Source organism: Desulfitibacter alkalitolerans DSM 16504, assembly GCF_000620305.1.
GTDB classification, from domain to species: Bacteria; Bacillota; DSM-16504; order Desulfitibacterales; family Desulfitibacteraceae; genus Desulfitibacter; species Desulfitibacter alkalitolerans.
Map to the genome: position 1 here is coordinate 37,017 of NZ_JHVU01000026.1, position 20,078 is coordinate 57,094.

At 38.1% G+C, this 20,078-nt stretch carries 18 protein-coding genes; 3 read left to right on the top strand and 15 right to left on the bottom strand.

The features are described from left to right. Window positions 1-10: 10 nt before the first annotated feature. The 6 genes from K364_RS22790 to gatC all read right to left on the bottom strand — a co-directional run bounded on the left by K364_RS22790 (window position 11) and on the right by gatC (window position 6,694). Window positions 11-1,300, bottom strand: coding sequence for a glycosyltransferase family 4 protein (locus K364_RS22790; RefSeq protein WP_084295475.1), 1,290 nt, complete (start codon window positions 1,298-1,300; stop codon window positions 11-13). A 127-nt stretch (window positions 1,301-1,427) separates the two neighbouring features. Then, entirely contained in the window at window positions 1,428-1,796 is a 369-nt protein-coding gene (locus K364_RS0103845) for a carbohydrate-binding protein (RefSeq protein WP_028306909.1), read from the bottom strand. Between the two features lie 127 nt (window positions 1,797-1,923). Then, on the bottom strand, window positions 1,924-3,372 hold the full coding sequence (gatB, locus tag K364_RS0103850) for an Asp-tRNA(Asn)/Glu-tRNA(Gln) amidotransferase subunit GatB (protein ID WP_028306910.1): 1,449 nt from the start codon (window positions 3,370-3,372) through the stop codon (window positions 1,924-1,926). 103 nt (window positions 3,373-3,475) lie between these two features. Then, complete coding sequence (gatB, locus tag K364_RS0103855) at window positions 3,476-4,918, bottom strand: Asp-tRNA(Asn)/Glu-tRNA(Gln) amidotransferase subunit GatB (protein ID WP_028306911.1); 1,443 nt, start codon at window positions 4,916-4,918, stop codon at window positions 3,476-3,478. Window positions 4,919-4,937: 19 nt separating this feature from the next. Continuing rightward, window positions 4,938-6,395: an Asp-tRNA(Asn)/Glu-tRNA(Gln) amidotransferase subunit GatA gene (gene gatA, locus K364_RS0103860; RefSeq protein WP_028306912.1), complete on the bottom strand. Its 1,458-nt coding sequence runs from the start codon at window positions 6,393-6,395 to the stop codon at window positions 4,938-4,940. A 14-nt stretch (window positions 6,396-6,409) separates the two neighbouring features. Beyond that, window positions 6,410-6,694, bottom strand: coding sequence for an Asp-tRNA(Asn)/Glu-tRNA(Gln) amidotransferase subunit GatC (gatC, locus tag K364_RS0103865; protein ID WP_028306913.1), 285 nt, complete (start codon window positions 6,692-6,694; stop codon window positions 6,410-6,412). Window positions 6,695-7,030: 336 nt separating this feature from the next. On the opposite strand from gatC, the gene K364_RS0103870 reads away from it, so the two are divergent. The 3 genes from K364_RS0103870 (at window position 7,031) to K364_RS0103880 (ending at window position 8,930) form a co-directional block, all read left to right on the top strand. Further along, the gene (locus K364_RS0103870; RefSeq protein WP_028306914.1) at window positions 7,031-7,714 is read left to right on the top strand and encodes a rhomboid family intramembrane serine protease; all 684 of its coding nucleotides are present in this window, start codon (window positions 7,031-7,033) and stop codon (window positions 7,712-7,714) included. 191 nt (window positions 7,715-7,905) lie between these two features. Continuing rightward, entirely contained in the window at window positions 7,906-8,628 is a 723-nt protein-coding gene (locus tag K364_RS0103875; RefSeq protein WP_035267875.1) for an AzlC family ABC transporter permease, read from the top strand. After that, a complete protein-coding gene (locus K364_RS0103880) occupies window positions 8,628-8,930 on the top strand; it encodes an AzlD domain-containing protein (RefSeq protein WP_035267878.1) in 303 nt (100 codons plus the stop codon). Before K364_RS0103875 ends, K364_RS0103880 begins: the two co-directional genes overlap by 1 nt. On the opposite strand, the gene ligA is transcribed toward K364_RS0103880, so the two are convergent. The 9 genes from ligA to K364_RS0103925 form a co-directional block, all read right to left on the bottom strand. Further along, entirely contained in the window at window positions 8,898-10,937 is a 2,040-nt protein-coding gene (gene ligA / locus K364_RS0103885; protein ID WP_028306917.1) for an NAD-dependent DNA ligase LigA, read from the bottom strand. The genes K364_RS0103880 and ligA overlap by 33 nt on opposite strands. Before the next feature lie 50 nt (window positions 10,938-10,987). Next, window positions 10,988-13,147, bottom strand: coding sequence for a DNA helicase PcrA (gene pcrA / locus K364_RS0103890; RefSeq protein ID WP_028306918.1), 2,160 nt, complete (start codon window positions 13,145-13,147; stop codon window positions 10,988-10,990). Between the two features lie 115 nt (window positions 13,148-13,262). Continuing rightward, window positions 13,263-13,997 (bottom strand): YwaF family protein, encoded by a 735-nt coding sequence (locus K364_RS0103895; RefSeq protein ID WP_028306919.1) that lies wholly within the window; start codon window positions 13,995-13,997, stop codon window positions 13,263-13,265. Window positions 13,998-14,182: 185 nt separating this feature from the next. After that, window positions 14,183-14,368 (bottom strand): hypothetical protein, encoded by a 186-nt coding sequence (locus K364_RS0103900; RefSeq protein WP_028306920.1) that lies wholly within the window; start codon window positions 14,366-14,368, stop codon window positions 14,183-14,185. A 24-nt stretch (window positions 14,369-14,392) separates the two neighbouring features. Continuing rightward, window positions 14,393-14,581, bottom strand: coding sequence for a hypothetical protein (locus K364_RS0103905; RefSeq protein ID WP_028306921.1), 189 nt, complete (start codon window positions 14,579-14,581; stop codon window positions 14,393-14,395). Between the two features lie 143 nt (window positions 14,582-14,724). After that, window positions 14,725-16,032: an SLC13 family permease gene (locus K364_RS22795; RefSeq protein WP_051533793.1), complete on the bottom strand. Its 1,308-nt coding sequence runs from the start codon at window positions 16,030-16,032 to the stop codon at window positions 14,725-14,727. Between the two features lie 351 nt (window positions 16,033-16,383). Then, window positions 16,384-17,589 carry an FAD-dependent oxidoreductase gene (locus K364_RS0103915; protein WP_035267881.1) on the bottom strand — a complete coding sequence of 402 codons (1,206 nt, stop codon included), beginning with the start codon at window positions 17,587-17,589 and terminating at the stop codon, window positions 16,384-16,386. A 13-nt stretch (window positions 17,590-17,602) separates the two neighbouring features. Then, complete coding sequence (locus tag K364_RS0103920) at window positions 17,603-17,923, bottom strand: thioredoxin family protein (RefSeq protein ID WP_028306923.1); 321 nt, start codon at window positions 17,921-17,923, stop codon at window positions 17,603-17,605. A gap of 137 nt (window positions 17,924-18,060) precedes the next feature. Next, on the bottom strand, window positions 18,061-19,944 hold the full coding sequence (locus tag K364_RS0103925; RefSeq protein WP_028306924.1) for an aryl-sulfate sulfotransferase: 1,884 nt from the start codon (window positions 19,942-19,944) through the stop codon (window positions 18,061-18,063). Window positions 19,945-20,078 lie beyond the last annotated feature (134 nt).

Below are 20,078 nucleotides of genomic sequence, written 5' to 3' on the forward strand. Positions count from 1 at the left end.
TGGTAACCTCCTAATTTAGTATATTTCTTGATGGATTTCGCATTGTATTTAATGCTGTATTTGGGGATACAATTAGCTTCTTTGGCAGGTTTTTTTCCATATACCAATCACTCTTTTCATATTCTTCTTTTATACTCTCATAAACTGTATGAGTCTTTTTGGCAATTGATGACCAGTCGTACTCACTTATTACATTTTCACTTGCAGTAGCTGCTAAACTTTGGGCAAACTTTTCATCTCTTAAAATTGCTTTTACCTGATCAGCAAGTGAATTTGGGTTGCCTGGAATAAATTTTAAGCCGTTCTTACCATGACTTACAATTTCACTTAAGCCTCCTGTATCGGATACAATTACTGGTGTTGCAGAGGCCATGGCCTCAAGTGCCACAATGCCAAACGGTTCATAAAGGCTGGGGAAAACAGCAATATCAGCCCTTTTGAAAAGCTGCTTTAATAATGTGTCATCAATGTATCCTGTAAAATGCACCTTATGCTCAAGGCCCATTCGTTTTACCTGATGCTTTAATTGACCCTCCATTGGCCCTGTACCTGCAACTATCAACTTTATTTCTGGAAACTCCTGCAAAAGCAGGGGAAGGGAATCAATTAAAATATGTACCCCCTTTTCTCTCACAAGCCTTCCAACAAAGAAAAGGACCTTTTCATTATCCCTTACCACAGAAGCTAATGAGTCTATACTCCAGTTATGATTAAACTTATCTAATTCAGCAAACTGCTTTACATAAACACCATTAGGAATTCTTACAATTTTGTCTTGTGGCAAACCAAATAGTCCCTTAACTTCCCCCTCCATATGCTTGCTGCATACTATCACCTTCCATGATTCATAACCAAGAAACCACTCAATACTATGAATAAAGTTTTGAAGCGGCGAATGCAGCCCATGATTCCTTCCGGCTTCAGTTGCATGAATGGTAGCAACCAGGGGCAGCTTGTAAGAATGCTTTAACACTCGGGCGGCATAGGCCACAAGCCAATCATGCCCATGGATAATGTCAAATTCATTATTCTGTAAAATCTCTATACCCTTTTCTATCAAGGCAAAATTCAACTGACTAACCCAATGCATAAAATCTGGAGTCTGCAAGGGAAGTGAATACACTCGATGAATATGTATACCTTGGTTTTCCTCATAAAAGGAAGCCTCCTCGGCTCCTCTTGTTAATATATGTACCTCATTAACTAATTCGCCAAGTGCCAACGATAAATCTTTAACATGTCGTGCAAGTCCACCAACACTTTGAGGTGGATATTCCCAAGAGAGCATTAAAATTTTCACAATCCAATTACCTCCGGATATATTGTTTTATGAATTATTAGGTTTATTGTTTGAAATATTAGGTTTTTTTATCCGGTGAAACCAGGTTTTTGGTCAAATAAAAAACAAAAAAGCGAGTTTCCTCGCTTTAGCCATTGTGAATTTCAAAGGTCCAGTTTATTCCATTGTTATTGTCCCAGTTATTGGCACTATCTTTAAAACAGAAATTAAACCTACCCTTATCCTCAATTGGTAGGGTTTTTGCCCAACCTCTAGCTGTTTTTTCCATGCGGATATCCTGTATTTGTTCCCAGTTTTTAGGGTTGCCATACCCGCAATGCATATAGACCTGATCTGCTCCATCATTGGCCAGTAAGCCATAGTATAAAAAAGTAACTTCTTCATCAGATGTAACTGGCATGGGATCTACAACTACACCGCCATAATAGTCAGCTTCACGCATGCCCCTTAACCTTTCATCAGTAGCTGCAAATCTGCTTTTTCGATGGTCTACCATTTTTTAAATTCACCTCTTCTACAATTTTTTATCTTCTCTTTAATAGTATTTTGTTTTTTATTGTAATTATAAGAGGTAAATATCCTTAAATTAGTATAAATTAGTTTTAAATTTAGTTTTAAATCTTTTACTTCTGTTTTAGGAATTCTTTTAATATTGAATTTACCAGCTGGGGGTTTGCCTGGCCTTTGGTTTCTTTCATGATTTGTCCCACTAAAAAACCAAAAGCCTTTTCCTTTCCAGAGCGAAAATCTTCAACAGATTTTGAATTATTCCTAACTACTTCTTTTACAATCTCCCTTAACTTGCCTTCATCACTAATTTGCCCTAGATTCCTTTCTAAGATTATCTGCTGGGGTTTTTCCCCAGTTTTGAACATGTCTTCAAATACTTCCTTGGCAATCTTTCCACTAATAATCCCTTCTTCAACTAGATTTAACAGCTCCGCCATCTCCTTGGGCTTTACCAGGCTTTCACTAACAGATATTTGCTCTGCATTAAGCAGGCGTAAAAATTCTGCCATGATCCAGTTGCTAAGCTTCTTGGGGTCATTGTAGCTGGGGAGAGCCTCCTCAAAATATTGAGCCAGTTCTTTATCCTTTGTAAGAACTTCAGCATCATAAACAGGCAGACCAAAATCTTCCACAAATCTAACTTTTTTAGCCTGGGGTAATTCTGGTAAAGCTGCTTTTATTGAATTCAACCACTTACTGTCAACTTTTATTGGTACAAGGTCAGGCTCAGGAAAGTATCTATAGTCATGAGCTTCCTCTTTACTTCTTAATGGAAGTGTTATACCCCTGCTTTCGTCCCATGTTCTTGTTTCCTGGATTACTTTTTCTCCAGATTGTAAAATACTCTTCTGCCTTTCTATTTCATACTCAAGGGCTTTTTGTAATGCCTTAAAAGAGTTTATGTTTTTGATCTCAGTTCTGATCCCAAATTCTTTAGCGCCAACTGGCCTGATGGAAATATTTCCATCACAGCGCAGAGAACCCTCCTCCATTTTACAATCTGAGATATCTATATACTGAAGAATTGCCTTGAGATTAGCCAGGTATTCAACGGCTTCCTGCGGTGAGCTTAAATCAGGTTCAGATACAATTTCAATTAGGGGAACACCTCCCCTGTTGAAATCCACCAGGGAAGCCTCGGCCTGGGAAATGGTATCTCCCTCATGGGTTAGCTTGCTGGCATCCTCTTCAATGTGTATTCTAGTTATGCCAATTCTTTTTAATATATGGCCAGCTTCAATTTCCAAATATCCATTTTTGCAAAGGGGCAGGTCGTATTGGCTGATCTGATAAGCCTTGGGTAAATCAGGGTAAAAGTAATTCTTTCTATCTAGTTTGCTAAATTCTGCAATTTGACAGTTGAGACTCAAGCCAGCTAAAATAGCATATTCTACCACCTTTTTATTTAGTACTGGCAATACTCCTGGCATACCAAGGCAAACAGGACATACCTGGGTATTAGCCTTGGCACCAAATTCTGTACTGCAGCCGCAGAATATCTTGCTTTTAGTTTTTAATTCAACATGGACCTCCAGACCTATTACTGCTTCATACATATTCATCTCTCCCAATGACTAAACTCTCTTTAATAAGTTAGTTTTTCCTTTTATTTACCCTAAGAATACAAAAAAAGGCCAAGAATCAGCATCCTGACCTTTAATTTGACTACTTCGCCAAATGTTCTTTAATTAAATCGTTAACAAGCTGGGGATTGGCCTGACCTTTCGTTTCCTTCATGATTTGACCAACCAGAAATCCTAACGCTTTTTCTTTTCCATTATAATAGTCTTCCACTGACTTAGGATTACCTGCCACAACCTTTTCAACAATGGCCTGCAGCTGCCCCTGATCACTTATTTGAGCATATCCCTTTTCTTTAATAATCTCTTCAGGTTTTTTACCTGTGGAGAACATCTCATCAAATACTGACTTGGCAATTTTATGGCTTATTTCACCTTTATCAATATTTTTCAAAAGACTGGCCAAATCCTCCGGCTTTACCAGACTTTGTGAAGGAGTACTCTGGCTTGCATTTAACAATTTCATGAATTCAGCCATTATCCAGTTGCTGAGCTTTTTAGCATCCAGATAATATTTCAATGTTTCTTCAAAAAATCCTGCAAGTTCTTTATCTTTTGTGAGAATTTCTGCATCATAGGCCGGCAGACCTAGCTTCTCAATAAATCTTTGCCTTTTTGCCCTTGGCAGCTCAGGCACCCTGGCCTTTACAGCCTCTAACCAGGCATCATCTATCTCAATATATCCCAGCTCAGGATCAGCAAAAACCCTGTAGTCGGGGAATTCTTTGTTTCTAAGGGACAGGGTTATTTCCTTGTTTTCATCCCATGTCCTTGTTTCCTGGACTACCTTCTCGCCCTTTTGCAGGGTCTTGATCTGCCTGTTTATTTCGTACTCCAATGACTTTTGTAATGACTTAAAGGAATTAAGGTTCTTTATCTCAGCCTTTGGGCCAAATTCAGTACTGCCCTTTGGCCTAACTGAAATGTTTCCATCACATCTTAAAGAGCCCTCTTCCATTTTACAATCTGATACCCCTATATATTGAAGTACTGCTTTCAAGCTGTCAAGATACGCAACAGCTTCTTCAGGGGTTCTAATGTCTGGATCTGATACTATCTCAATAAGGGGAACTCCTGTCCTGTTTAAATCCACCAGTGATCCCTGGGCAACTGATATGGTTTCCCCCTCATGAACCAGCTTTCCGGCATCCTCTTCTAAATGTATTTGTCTAATGCCTATTTTTTTAGTACCTTCTTCTGTTTCTATTTCAACATGGCCTCTTAACCCTATAGGGGAGTGAACCTGGCTGACCTGATAGCCCTTGGGCATATCAGCATAATAGTAGTTTTTCCTGTCTAGTCTGCCATGTCTGGTTATGTCACAATTAAGGCTAAGACAAGCCAGCATTGCATGTTCTACTGCCTGTTTATTTAACCTTGGAAGAATACCAGGCATACCCAAACAAATAGGACAAACCTGGCTATTTGCCTGAGCACCAAACCTGGTGCTGCAGCCGCAAAATATTTTACTTTCTGTTTTCAGCTCCACATGGACCTCTAGGCCTATAACAGCTTCATACATTATCATCTCTCCTAACCCTGTTTAGTTATATGCCTGGCTTGCTTTTATGCCAGTCAGTACTCTGCTCATATGCAAAAGCAGCCTTGAGAATTGTCTTTTCATCAAAGGCTTTACCCATTAGCTGCAAGCCAACTGGCAAGCCTTCACTAAAACCACAGGGAATAGAAATAGCCGGGATGCCTGCCATATTTGCAGGTATTGTAAATAAATCAGCTAAATACATTGATAATGGGTCGTCCACCTTTTCTCCCAGGTTAAAGGCATTTATTGGAGATATGGGTGTTAATAAACAGTCATATTGATCAAATGCTTTGTCAAAATCATTTTTAACAAGGGTTCTTACCTTCTGGGCACGTAAGTAGTATGCATCATAATAGCCTGAACTTAAAACATATGTACCCAGCATAATCCTTCTTTTAACTTCTGGCCCAAAGCCCTCCTGACGTGTTCTCCTGTACATGCTTAGCAAGTCTTCTGCATCTGGACTTCTGTAGCCATATCGAACCCCATCAAATCTAGCCAGATTTGAACTTGCTTCCGCCGGAGCTATTATATAATAGGAAGTTAGAGCATGCTCAGTATGTGGTAAGCTGCATTCCTCTACTATAGCACCCATATCCTCAAGCTGTGCTGCTGCTTTTAATACAGCTTCTTTAATCTGGGGATTAAGTTCTTCAGGAAAGTATTCCCTGGGAATGCCTATTTTTAAACCCTTAACATCCTGACCTAGGTGCTTCTGATAGTTGTCAACTGGTACATCTGCCGAGGTAGAATCAAAAAAGTCTTGTCCCGAAATTGCTTCTAATACTATAGCTGCATCCTCGACTGTTTTTGTTACTGGTCCTATTTGGTCCAAGGATGATGCAAAAGCAACTAATCCATATCTGGATACTCTACCGTAGGTTGGCTTAAGACCTACAACACCGCAGAACGCAGCAGGCTGACGAATACTACCTCCTGTATCTGAGCCGAGGGTAAAGAATGCCTCATCAGCTGCAACACTAGCTGCCGAGCCTCCACTAGAGCCCCCTGGAACCTTGTTTAAATCCCAAGGATTGGCTGTTTTAAAAAAGCCTGAGTTTTCTGTAGAAGAACCCATTGCAAATTCGTCCATATTAAGCTTGCCTAAAAGAATTGTTTTCTGACTCCTTAGCTTTTGTATAACTGTAGCGCTATAGGGAGCTATAAAGTTTTCAAGGATTTTAGATGCACAGGTGGTTTTTATACCATCTATACAAATGTTATCTTTTACAGCCATGGGAATTCCAGCTAGCGGCGGCAGCTGGCTGCCCTTATGTAATTCGTCATCTACTCTTTTGGCCTCCTGGAGGGCCTCATCTGCTGTAACTGTAATAAATGCTTTTATTTTATTATCAAGCTGCTCAATTCTTTCCAAAACTGCCTGGGTAACTTCTGTAACACTTACTTCCCTGTTTTTTATTTTATCTTGTATTCCTGTAATGGTATAATTATATAACTCCATACCTTACCTCCTCTTTACACAATCTTGGGAACCCTGAAAAAGGAATCCTTGGCATCAGGGGCATTGGCCAGGGCTTTTTCCATGGTGAATGATGTAGTTACTTTATCTTCTCTAAAAACATTTGACATGGGAAGTACATGGGCTGTAGGTTCAATCTCAGAAACATCCAGTTGATTCAGCTTTTCAACCCATCCCAGTATGGAGTTTAATTGTTCTGTATAGCTATTTGCTTCCTCTTCTGACAATTGAAGTCTGGCTAATAATGCAACATGTTCAACCTCTTTTTTGCTTATGGACATAATTTCACCCTCTCTTAAAGCAATGCTATTTTCTGACAAAATACCTATTCAATTATAGCAAAACAAACCTTCTGGTGCAACTTAAGGAAGTAAGGATAAAAACATTAACCTAATGCTTTTGGGAATACTATTATAGTACTACAGCGAAATTTAGCAATTGGCGGAGCCATGGGGACGGTTCGAGCGTCACCGTAGTGCAACGAAGGTCCGAAGGGAAGACGATGGAACCGTCCCCATGGCGTTGTCCCCATGTAACGAAACGAATAACCTTTCGCTGTAGTAATAGTGTTATAATGCGTATATAATTTAAAGCAATAGATTGGACGTGGTTTTTTTATGATACCTTTAAGAGATAGTACCAAGGCTAAGAACTTTCCAATAGTTACTGTTACCTTGGTTTTGGTAAACATATTAATTTTTGTTTATCAATTAAGTTTGCCCCAGGAAGGTTTGAATCGTTTAATTCATACCTTTGGAGTTATACCCAAGGTCTATACAACCAACTTTTTGCCTGCACTTTTTTTAAGCGAACCTTTTTGGATAATTCCCCTATTTTCTTCAATGTTTTTACATGGCAGCTTTTTGCATATCATAGGAAATATGCTTTATCTGTGGGTTTTTGGTGATAATATTGAAGATAAGCTGGGTAAACTAAACTTCATCTTTTTCTACCTGGCAGCAGGACTCCTGGGAAACCTGGCTCACATTGCAACAAATCCCGTATCAACCATTCCAACAATTGGTGCCAGTGGTGCCATAGCAGGAGTATTGGGAGCATATTTTATAGCCTTTCCAAAGGCAAAGGTTCTCGCCCTGGTACCCCTTGGGATTTTTGTTACAATTGTTACTGTTCCTGCACTCTTATTCCTGGTTCTATGGTTTGTTCTCCAACTGGTTAGTGGGTTGACTGCCTTTGGAGCCGGACAAATGGTTGCCTGGTGGGCTCATATTGGTGGTTTTGTAGGAGGAGCAGTTTTGTGGTTTATTCTAAGGCCGCAAAATTTTAAAAATACCATTTAAGGAAATATGACATTTTTAGGCTTTATTTGTTCTTATTTTTGCCATGGAAAAAAATCTTCCAATGTGAATAAATGTCTAAAATAATTAAGTTTAAAACTACTACCCCATGGTAGTAGTTTTGTTGTATTATATACTTTAAGTGGAAAAGTAATATATATTCAGTAATGTGTATATAACTGGAGGTTTGCAAATTGACTGTAAAAAGCATTAGCCAGGACAATTTAAATATTTCTTATGAGAAGAAGGGACTAAAGGATGGAATCATTGCCTCGTTACCTATTGCAGTAGGCTATATACCCATTGCTGTTACCTTTGGGGTTATTGCCCAGGCTGCGGGTCTGACCCTTGTACAGGCCCTGTCAATGTCCCTATTTGTGTTTGCTGGGGCCAGTCAGTTTGTTGGAGTAAATCTTATTGCCATGGGAGTTCCCTTTGCTGAGATAGTGGTAACCACCTTTATTTTAAATTTTAGACATTTTTTAATGAGCTCTTCCCTGGTGACTAAATTTGCCCCCATGAGAAAAGGGCTGCTGGCTGCAATAGGCTTTGGCATAACTGATGAGACCTTCTCCCTGGCATCACTGCAGCCAGGAAAGCTTGGTGCTGCCTTTTTGCTGGGTCTTAACTTTACAGCCTATACTGCCTGGGCATTTGGCACAGGCCTTGGAGTGATCCTTGCTGCAGGCATGCCTCCCATGCTCCAGTCCAGTATGGGTATTGGCCTCTACGCAATGTTTATAGGGCTTCTAGTTCCAAGCATGAAAAAATCTATAAAAGTAGCTGTAATTGCTATTGCTGCAGGAATAACTAATTTAATTTTATATAATTATCTTTCTGTAGGATGGAGCATAATCCTGGCAACAATCACTGGAGCACTTATAGGGACATTCTGTTTTAAAGGAGGCAAAAAATAATGGACAATTACTTTCTGTTAATTCTAGCAATGGCAGCAGTAACCCTTCTGCCCAGGATATTTCCATTAATTTTTTTACATGAGCTTAAGCTTTCTCCTAAAATACAGCAGTTTTTAGGAAACATCCCCTATGCAGCCCTTGGTGCTTTAATTATACCTGGAATATTTTATTCTACAGGTAACTTCACCTACAGTATAGTTGGTGCCTCTGCTGCAGTGCTGCTGGCCTACTTTAATTTTAATCTATTGCTTGTGGTCCTTGGTTCCATATTATCTATATTTCTTTTCCAAATTTGGTTTTAAAAGCTGTTTAAACTCACTTTCGTTGATAATCTTCAGGGTGGGAGCTTTCCCTTCTTCAATTAACTGCGCTGCTTTTTGGGCCTTGGAACCGGCATCTTCACCAACAACTACATAGTCAACAGCCCTGCTCACTGAACTTACAACTGTTCCCCCAGCCTTTTCTATGAGCTCCGCCGCTTCATTTCTAGTAAAGTCCTCTAGTTTGCCAGTTAACACAATTTTTTTGCCTGCCAATGCTAGATCGCCTTCTGCATCATCAGCCGGGCTTTCAAGATTTTGCGGTCTGATGCCCTTGTCAAGGAGATTCTGGATGCTTTGACGGATTCTTTTATCTTTAAAGAAATTAATAATACTTTGTGCAACTACATCACCAATATCCTGTATCTCTCTTAATTCTTCGCAGCTTGCGTTCATGATGCCATCTAGTGACTTAAACCTATCAGCCAGGGTCCTGGCAGTATTTTTTCCTACATGGTCAATACCAAGGGCATAAATAAATGCTGAAAGGGCTGGTTTTTTGCTGTTTTCAATGGCGTCTAGAAGGTTCTGGGTCTTTTTTTCTTTAAAACCTTCCAGTCCATAAAGCTTTTCATACTCAAGGGCATATAAATCTGATATGTCTCTTAAATCAAGGGCATCAAACAAGAGCCCAGCAGTTTTTTTACTAAACCCTTCTATATTCATTGCGTCCCTGCTGGTAAAATGAACAATTCTTGAAACCAGCTGGGGTCTGCATGATAGAGAGTTTTCACAATAGAGATTGGGTCCTTTTTCAACTAGTGTGCTCCCACAAGCTGGACATTCAGATGGTTTTTCTATGGGCACCTCATGCTCGCCAGGGTTATCCTCTACACGCCCCATGATTTCAGGAATAACGTCATTTGACCTTCTAAGCCATACCCTTGAGCCTATAGCAACATTTTTTCTTAAAATATCTTCCCAGTTATTTAATGTTGCCCTTTGCACGGTAACCCCACCAATATCCACTGATTCAAATAAGGCTATTGGAGTTACCTTGCCGGTTCTTCCCACGTTCCAGATGACCTGTTTTAACACTGTGGTTACTTCTAGAGCTTCGAATTTATAAGCAATGGCCCAGCGGGGAAATTTACCCGTGCTGCCCAGCCTGTCTCTTAATTCAAGCTGATTAACCTTGATAACAACTCCGTCTATTAGAAAGTCCAGATTATCTCTGCTTCTTTCCAGATAGGTCAAATATTCAATAACTTCTTCCATATTTGAACATTTCTTTATGTAGGGGCTCACAGGTATTCTATTATCCTTGAGGAATTCAATGGTTTCCATGTGGGTGGAAAAGCTAATCCCTTCATAATAGCCAAGGTTATAAAAAAAAGCACTTAAGTTTCTTTTGGCAGTTACTTTGGGGTCAAGGTTTCTCACAGCACCGGCAGCTGCATTCCTGGCATTTTTTAGAGGCTCATCTGCAGTTTTATTATATTCTTCTAAAACAGACAACCGCATCAAGGCTTCTCCCTGAACCTCAAATTTGCCCTTAAAATCTATTGTTAATGGGATAGATTTGATTGTCTTTACTTGTTCAAGTATTACTTCTCCCACCTCACCATTGCCCCTTGTGGCTGCCTGGACAAGATTGCCTTTGTCATAGGTCAGGTTTATGGTTAATCCATCAAATTTCAACTCAACTACATATTCTACTTCTTCTTCCTCCATTGGATGCTGGATTAATTTTTTTACCCTTGCTTCCCAACTGGTTAAGTCCTCTTTACATTTAACCTTATCCAGACTTAGCAGGGGAGTAATATGTTTATGGTCAGCAAAACCTTTTAAAACATCTCCACCTACCCGTTGAGCAGGGGAATCTGGCAGAATTATTCCGGTTTTCTTTTCTAGCAAGACAAGCTTGTCATAAAGCTCGTCATATTCCCTATCACTCACCAGGGGTGCGTCTAAAGTATAATAATAATAGTTGTATTCCCTTAGTTTTCTAATTAGTTCCTTCATTTCTTTTAATTCTTGTGTCTCCATGGTAACCACACCACCTTCTTTAAAATGACAAAGGTTGACCTTTACTGCAATTATTTTTTTGATATTACCTCTAAGGGAGCAAAGCTTACATCAAGGCTTTTAATACCCTGATTGGGAAAGGCTACCTTAATAACAGTGTCCCCAGGTTTTACTTCTACAACAACTCCCTCGCCCCATTTTTTATGAGAAACCTTGTCACCTAGCAGGTAGTCATTTCTTGGTGCTGCTTTAGCTGGTCTGCTTGAAAAGAAGCTGCTAGCTGAAATGGTTTCTTTTTTAGGCGGGTTGTCAATATATTCCTCGGGGATTTCCTCCAGGAATCGTGATGGGATCTTTGAATAAGTCTCACCATACATAAACCTTCTATTTGCATAGGATAAAAAGAGTTTTTCCTCTGCCCTTGTCATTCCTACATAACAGAGTCTTCTTTCCTCCTCCATTTCATGATCACTTTCTAATGAACGAAAGTGAGGAAAGGTGCCCTCTTCCATACCAAGGATAAAAACTACAGGAAACTCGAGGCCTTTAGCAGTGTGAAGGGTCATGAGGACCAGCTTGTCCACGTCATCAACATAGTTATCAATATCTGTAACCAAAGATACCTCAGCCAGAAACTCCTCCAGGGATCCCTTGGGATTATTCCTGTCATAATTTGCAGTAACATTGAGAAATTCTTTTAAGTTATCACGTCTGGTTTCGGCCTCTATCGTATCTTCCTGAATGAGAGCCTCCAGATACCCCGTTTCATTTAAGATCTGAGAGGTTAGCTCCTTTACAGATAATGCCTCCATTTGTTTACGGAACTGAGCCATTAGCTCTCTAAATTCCTGCAGCTGTTTGCTTGCCCTGCCAGAAAGGCCAGGTATGCGGTTAATGTGGAATAATGCATCAAACGTGGATATTTTCATATCCAGGGCATAATCTTCAACCCTTGCCCAGGTAGCTGCCCCTATACCCCTTTTAGGAACATTTATAATTCGTGCCAGGCTTAAATCATCATCCCTATTCACAAGTATCCTTAAATAGGCTAAAATATCCTTTATCTCTTTTCTGTCATAGAATTTGGTTCCCCCAAAAATCTGATAGCTGATATTATTCCTCACCAGTTCTTCTTCTATAGCCCTGGACTGGGCATGGGCTCTATATAAGACTGCCATATCTCCATAAAGTAAATTACAGGAGGTTTTTAGTTCTATTATTTGGGATACAACCTTAAAGGCTTCATCCTGTTCATCCTCTGCATGTATAAGAAATACCTTGTCCCCATTGGGTTTATTGGTCCATAGATTTTTGTCCTTGCGTCCAGCATTGTTTTTTATCACAGAATTTGCAGCATTAAGGATGCACGCAGTAGATCGGTAATTTTGCTCCAGCTTTACAACCTTGGCCTCGGGATAATCCCTTTCAAAGCTAAGTATATTATTTATGTCAGCTCCTCGCCAGCGATAAATAGACTGGTCCGGATCTCCCACAACACAAAGATTTTTATGCTTTTTAGCCAGCAGATTAACAAAGATGTATTGGGCACGGTTAGTATCCTGATATTCATCTATTAAAATATAACTAAATTTGTTCTGGTAAAATTCCAAAACTTGTTCATTAAACTGCAGCAGCTCAACAGTTTTCATTAAAAGGTCATCAAAATCAAAGGCATTATTGGCTTCCAGCTTTTCCTCATATACCTTGTAAACTCTAGCAACAACCTCCGTATAGTAATCGTTAGCACCCTTGTAAAACTTCTGGGCATTTTTTAATTCATTTTTTGCATTACTGATTGTTGCTGAAATAGCCTTGGGAGAAAACTGCTTGGGATCTATGTCCAGCTGCTTAAGACACTGCTTTATTAATGTTTCCTTATCAGACGTATCGTAAATAACAAAACTACTGTTAAAACCGATTTCTTTAGCATGTCTTCTTAAAATACGTACACAGGCTGAGTGAAAGGTGCTGACCCACATATCATTAGCAGTTGGCCCAATAAGCTTTTCCAGCCTTTGTTTCATTTCACTTGCTGCTTTATTAGTAAAGGTAATAGCCAAAATCTGCCATGGTTGGACATTTTGGATTTCTAAAAGATAGGCAATTCTATGAGTAAGAACCCTGGTCTTGCCAGAACCTGCACCTGCAATAATTAAAAGCGGGCCATGAGTAGTGGTTACAGCCTCATGCTGGGCTTCATTTAAGCCTTCAAAAATACTAGTATTGTTCAAAAAAAATCCTCCCTTCTTCGGAGGTATTATAACATATTAAAGTTAATTAAGAATAGAGCAAGCAAAATAAAAAACTGCTGCAACTCATATAACAACCGCTGTAATCCAATTTTATTTAAAAACTATTCGAGCTGCTCTTATTCCTTTTATCAGCTATCATAAATGGTAAATAGCACAGAAAACATACTATCAGGGCAATTATCTCTAACTGGACAAGATACCAGGGCCAGGGCTGTAAAAAGTCTAAAACAGTTGGTTTGTCGGGTTTATGTAATAAGTATAGATAATTACTGCCTATCAAGATGTTTACTACCAAAACAAAAGCTGCATACAAATTGGTGAATAAAAATGCCCTCACAACTGATTTAAGAGTGGGACGAAAACCTTCAACAAATGTCATCCACAGACAGGAAAATACTATCAGGCTATGGGCAATAAAATATTGGAAGAAAATAAAATGAGGAAACCCGTACCACAAATCGGGCGTTAAAATTGCCTGGGTAGTACCTCCTATCCCCCAAAAAAAGAGCACCTCATAGAGGTAATACTTTCGAGTTATTAACATAACTGGACCTAAAAGTATTGCCATACTACACAAGTGAAGCGGCAGGGAATATTGCAAAGACCAAATCCCATTGGTTATATACCAAATCTGCAGAATAACTTCCAATAGTATTAATAATACAGCCAGAATAATACGAATACTATTTTTATAAGAGCTTTCCTGAAAGTGAATTCGAAAATAATATAATCCCCAGCTGATAGCAGCAATGATAAATAAAACAACCACATGGGAGGTTGAAAGCATTTCAAAGCCTTCAACTGGATAGGCACCAAAATAGTCTTTCATGGCCGTCCTCCTCGTCTTACCTTGAAAGGCTTGCTCACACCTAAGTTCAGATATTCCTCCCAAAGGACAAAACTGAGCCTTTTATCTAATAATAACAAAAAAGCTCTTCTGTTACATCTTTATAATTAAAAAAACAAAGGACAACTGGAGCTCAGAAGTCCTTTGTTTGCACTAAACAAGGAAAACTAGGATAGATAAGAACTGGCACTTTGACATTGTTTAATACAATTATCTATAGTTAAAAAGGCCATATTCAACTCATCCTTTACTCTCTGGTTATGAGTAGTATCTGCTAAGATGCGTATGGTATTCTGAGTGTTCTGGCACATATCAATACACGATAGGATTGCCTGAGTTTGGTTTAATGGCATCAGCTTAACTCCTTTCTTTTAGTTTTAATAGTTATTTGCATTTTGTAAAGCAGCTTCACATTGTTTAATACATACATCCATAGAATATAGAGCTTTATTTAGTTCATCCTTAGCTCTTTGGTCATGTGCAGCTTGTGCTAATTGCTGAATATCACTAAGGGTTCCTCTACAATGAGATACACATGAGTTTATCGAATGCTTTTCGTTAATCAAAATTCCACCTCCTTTCCTTCTATTTAGTAGTTTAAAGCTCTAGGTTAAACATTATACACTAATATTAATGTTAATTTCTTGAATAAAAAAACGGGCAACTTTAATGCCCGTTCCCTTATATTATATCCAAATTTAATAGTTTTTTAGAGTAATCCTATCAACTTCCAATAAGGTATTAAAATAACCAGTAAAAATATTAAGTTTAATACCATTTTTATGCCAAATATTTTCATAAAATCTGTCAGACGAATAAGACCAAAAGTAAAAAAGATTAAATATAATACATACTCATAGGGAAGTATTATCTGGTCTACTCCATGGAAAATGGTATAATAAATCACAACTGGATTGATGCCTAAATCCAAAGCCACTTGTGTAAGGGGAGCAGTCAAGCTTGCCATAATTGCAAGGGGAGTTAAAAGGAAATTTGCTATTACACACAATAGCCATACCAATATAACTGAACCTGTATCTCCTGAAGCAATCATTATAGGTAAAACAGCTTCTGAAATCAGTTTTCCTACTCCCAAAACATTTGCTACCTGACCTATGGCCATACAGGCCGTAACAAAAAATACCATTGGAAAATTGCAGGTCTTAATATCTTGCTCTGTCCCAACGCCTATTCCAGGAAAGTATATTAGGCAAGCTGCAAGAGCAAAGCCCCATCCAATTTCAATTTTATGGATGCTGCCCGTCATTAAAAATGCTAATAATGCCAGACAAACGAAAGTTCCCTTCTTCTCAGCAGAAGTCATTTTTCCAAGTTTCTTGTATTCCTCAGTAATATAGTCCTTGGCGTCAATTGGTTTTTCTGGCCTGAAAACTTTACTTGTTACAAATACCATGAAAAAACACCAAAAGACAGCCGGAATGTTATGAAATAGGTATTGTCCCCATGAAACAGTTGCTTCAGGTGCTACTGTTGCTCCCATACCAAAAATTATGGCCACATTCGGATTATAGATAAAAAACAGGGGCAGTAATGCAGCCATAGCACCAGTCAGCATGATACCGGCGGCTTCCTTTGATTTTCCTATATTCAGAGCAATACATAATCCATAGGTAAGTGCAGCCAGGGGAATAATCATATTTGCAGGTAAAAGTAAGTTTAATACAATACCGGCAACCATTAAACCATACAAAATTCCATTGTACGAACCCCCTGTTTTAATAATACACCAGTATGCTACTCTTTTTAACAAACCAATACTTTGGAGGACATTAGCTAAAATCATTCCACCCATAAACATCCAGGGAATAAATGTTGACCATGGAGAATATACTGCTTGGCTTGGAGCAAGTTTCGTTAAAACATATGCCAATGGCAATAGAATTGATGGCACCATTAACGGTAGGTTTTCAAATGCTACAACTAGTATTACTGCTAATGTTATAGCCAAAAACAACCTTATGGAATCTGTGAAGGCATCACTTGTAGGTATAAACATTACAGCTAAAGGTAGAATAATGGTTTATAATCCAGGTTATTATTTTTCTCTTATCAAATTCTTTAGGATTATTCGCTAGGCCAGCTTGCATTATCTAACACTCCTCATTGAATATTCTTGTTCTTATTTTCTTTGTAAAAATTGTTAGTCTTATAAATCTAATTGTACCACCTCCTTCTTCACTTCCTATCAGCACTTCATGCAATTATTAAAAAATATTATCCTATGCATTAAATTATATTATCAATAAGCGTGACAAAACTGTAACGTAAGTTACAATTAGCACAAAAATAAATACTCATGGAAAGTCTGTAAGTATTTTGAGTGAATACTTTTAAGAGAGCATTTCACTTATATAGCTATCTGGGATTTTAGTTCTTCTTTATTTAACGAGCAATCTAGTCGTCCTATATATTTACCCTTATTTATAACCACAGCAGCAGGAGCTTCTTTTATGCCATATCTTTCTGCTAGTATCTTCTTCCTGGATATATCCACTTTAAATATTTTATGGCTTCCAGATACAACTTTTTCTAAAACACTATTAAAAGCCAAGCTTTCTTCTATTAATGGATTAAAAAATGATAATATAACAGGCCGTTGGTTTTCCAATACGTTCTTTCTAAAGTCATTCAGCTCTTCTATATATCTTTCAGCTGCTACAGCTGCTGCAGCACCATCCCCTGCAGCTGAAACTATTTGTCTTAAGTATTTGACCCTGTTGTCACCAACAGCATAAACACCTTCAATGTTAGTTTCCATGAGCTCATTAACTGGTATATATCCTCTTTGATCCATTATTAATCCACTATTCTTCAAAAAATCTGTAGCCGGGATCATACCTACAAAAAAGAATACACCTTGACAATTCAGTTGAGTGATTTCTCCTGTTTTCAGGTTTTTTATATTAACACCCTCAACATTAGTATCACCAAGCACTTCTTGAATTGTTGAATTCCAGATAAATTTCATTTTTTTATTTGCAAAGGCTTTTTCGGCACTAAGCTTGTTGCAGTCTAGCTTTCCTTCATCATGCAAAACTATAACAGTAACTGTTTTTGCAAATTTAGTAACATACAAACCTTCTTCAATGGCCTGATCGCTGCTGCCTATTACAACCACATCTTCACCTTCAAAGAATTCCGCGTCACATGTAGCGCAATATGCTACACCGCTACCCCTAAGCCTTTTTTCACCAGGAATATTTAAAAGCCTTGGATTAGTACCACAAGCTATAATAACTGCTTTTGCAAAAAATTCTTTTCCCTTTTTGGTTTTAATTACTTTCTCCTCTTGAGAAAGATTCAGTCCAACAACTTCATCTCTGATAAACTCTGCACCGAGATTTTCTGCATGGTTTTTAAAGTCCTTCATTAATTGAGGGCCTGTAGTATTTTCATAACCTGGATAATTTACTATCTCCCTTGTAGTATGAGCCAGACCACCTACAGTTCCCTTATTAATAACCAGGGTTTTTAATCTTGCTCTAGCTCCGTAAATAGCAGCAGTTAATCCAGCTGGACCTCCCCCAATGACAATAATGTCATATTTACTCATGCTAATTCACCTCTTATAACAATTCAGTTATTTTTTCTTCAATATCTTCTTCCTCAACATTCCCTGCCATTTTCCCATAAAACTCTCCATCTTTAAAAAATAATATCTGAGGCACACCTTTAAGGGCATATTTTTTTAATATATCCTTGTTGTCTTCCACGTCTATATAGTAAAAAAGTAATTTACCCACAAACTTTTCTGCAAGCTCTTCAACCCTTGGTACAACCTCTTGACACACATGACAGTTTTCTCTTGAAAACACAATCAGACAGGGCTCATTTTTATTATTAATAACTTCGTCAACAGCTTCAGCATCAATTCTTGTTAATGGCATTTATCATTCCTCCTAATTAATCTCTCACAAGTATTTCTACAAATCTCTATAAAGGGTTTCTCCCCATTGAACCAGAGAAACCCTTTTGACAAAAAGTAAATTTTATGAAAAGTATATAAGGTTAGGTTTTCAATTTTTTATAGCTTTACTGATGTCTTAGTATTATATCTTAGGTTATCAATATTTAGATAAATATGAAATTCACCAGACAATTCTTCCCTGCTTACGTAAAATTGTACATCATTTTCTTTTTGCTCTTCAAAAGATACACAAGCCGCAGTAATGTCATGAACATCCGTTGGGACTGAATAAAATTTGGCTTCCTTTTCGCCCTTTAATTCAAGAAGAACCTGGGAGCCTTCTACAAATGTCCCGCGAAGTGCTAATCTGTCTTCTTCAAGAACTAAGGATAGATTATACTTTTCAGGTACCGCCTCATCAACATCTTTAAATTTAACCTTCATCCCAAACTCTGGGGTTACTCCAAATCCACCTAAAAATTTACCCTTACCCAGTGCAAGGTCTGTAGTTTCATCATATAAAGCAAGTCTTCTTGCCCTGTAGTAGTTGCCACCTTTAACATTTAATTCATATTTAACTTCATGGTTTAATAACTCAACAGTAGTTGACTCCAGGGTTAGGTGGATGTGTTCATCTTTGTATTTATTTATTTGAAGTGCTCCTAATTCATCTGTATGTTTTCCCCTGTATGTTGAAATTCCTCCAGAATGAATCATGTAATGCCCATCTTTATAATAATCTACATTGCAGATATATGGTGAATAAAACTCTGCTCCCCTTTCTTTGCCATACTGCCAGACCTGCTCTATTTCCATTTTGTCAGTATCTATTCTATAGATAACCCCTCTGGAAAAATTCTTTTCTGGCGGAACCCTGTTTTCTTTGGTTTTGGATCTATAGGTGCCATTGTCAAAGAGGAATACATCTCCATTAGGCAAGATCATTGCAGCATGTTGTTCATACTGCCAATCAAAATCTCCCTTGGTTACATTTTTAAATAAGTATTTTTGCCACTCTTCCCCCCAGCCTTCGGGATCTCCAATAATCCAGTTTAATTCACCTGTATCATAATTAAAGTTAATAACTGCATCCTGATGTCTGCCTGACATTGTAATTGAATTTGTAGGCTTGTCATACCATACAGAGTTGTTATGGAACCAGTCATGATAATTCCAGTCTCCTGCTTTGCCTTCTTCTCTTGGCAGAATCTTTAGCAAATCCCAGGCTTTAACAATCTCTCCAGTTTTCCTGTCAATTTCAACAACATAATCTTCAACTGATTCTGCAAAGTCGTTGTCAGAAGCAGCAAGCAGGTTGCCATTTTCTAACTCAATTGCATCATGATGATATCCCCCTGGCAGTCTATATTCAGCATAGATTTTCCCACAAAAATCCATTTCCATAAGTCCAACAGTATAATATGGTTTTTGCATTGATCTGTAAGAAGTCACTAATAGTCTACCATTAGCTAATTTCTTAATATCCCAGCTTGCCTTTTCTGTTATTACCCACCTTAAATCCCCTGCATAGTCAAAACCACAGGTTCTAGCTGAATTAATTAAAGGAGTTGCAGTTGAAATGGTCATGATGTCTTTTCCAAAATATTCATAGGTGGTATTGCAGTAATGCGGTTTATTGACATCTAACTCTTCCACTTCAATCTTGACCTGAGCTGTTTTACCATTAGCAAGCTTTAATACAACTATATTTTCATAATTGTCATATAAACCATAGATAGGTAATATGTGTTCTGTTGCAGGGCCAAAAACATGGTTTAAATCTCCTTCTACAGCTTTGCCCTTTACCGTAACTTCAACTGAAGTTTCTTCATCGGTTTTAAAGCAGATAACAGCTGCCAGTGGATTGATAAGATATGGATTTTTTACTACAAGAGGATTTACCAGGTTGTATTTTCCCGATTTAAATTCAGCCAAGAACTTTTCTTCAGCTTCATGCTGTAGTGTAATTAAATGTTTTTGAACTTCTAATTCTTTTACCATAGCCTTCACTCTCCCATATTTAAATATTAATTTTCACAATATTTTTCGCAGTATTTTTTGCAAAGGTCAAATAGTATTTGTTTACGCCGCCATTTATTCACCCTTTCATAAATTAAAAATATAAGGTTTATAAC

Coding starts and splice junctions, on each gene's coding strand:
- K364_RS22795 (WP_051533793.1), bottom strand. CDS start 16,032: ATGTTTATACCTACAAGTGATGCCTTCACAGATTCCATAAGGTTGTTT.
- K364_RS0103915 (WP_035267881.1), bottom strand. CDS start 17,589: ATGAGTAAATATGACATTATTGTCATTGGGGGAGGTCCAGCTGGATTA.
- K364_RS0103870 (WP_028306914.1), top strand. CDS start 7,031: ATGATACCTTTAAGAGATAGTACCAAGGCTAAGAACTTTCCAATAGTT.
- gatB (WP_028306911.1), bottom strand. CDS start 4,918: ATGATAATGTATGAAGCTGTTATAGGCCTAGAGGTCCATGTGGAGCTG.
- gatC (WP_028306913.1), bottom strand. CDS start 6,694: ATGTCCATAAGCAAAAAAGAGGTTGAACATGTTGCATTATTAGCCAGA.
- K364_RS0103845 (WP_028306909.1), bottom strand. CDS start 1,796: ATGGTAGACCATCGAAAAAGCAGATTTGCAGCTACTGATGAAAGGTTA.
- K364_RS0103900 (WP_028306920.1), bottom strand. CDS start 14,368: ATGCCATTAAACCAAACTCAGGCAATCCTATCGTGTATTGATATGTGC.
- K364_RS0103925 (WP_028306924.1), bottom strand. CDS start 19,944: ATGGTAAAAGAATTAGAAGTTCAAAAACATTTAATTACACTACAGCAT.
- gatB (WP_028306910.1), bottom strand. CDS start 3,372: ATGAATATGTATGAAGCAGTAATAGGTCTGGAGGTCCATGTTGAATTA.
- ligA (WP_028306917.1), bottom strand. CDS start 10,937: ATGGAGACACAAGAATTAAAAGAAATGAAGGAACTAATTAGAAAACTA.
- K364_RS0103880 (WP_035267878.1), top strand. CDS start 8,628: ATGGACAATTACTTTCTGTTAATTCTAGCAATGGCAGCAGTAACCCTT.
- K364_RS0103895 (WP_028306919.1), bottom strand. CDS start 13,997: ATGAAAGACTATTTTGGTGCCTATCCAGTTGAAGGCTTTGAAATGCTT.
- gatA (WP_028306912.1), bottom strand. CDS start 6,395: ATGGAGTTATATAATTATACCATTACAGGAATACAAGATAAAATAAAA.
- K364_RS0103920 (WP_028306923.1), bottom strand. CDS start 17,923: ATGCCATTAACAAGAATTGATGCTGAAGCTGTTGACGAAGTTATTAAT.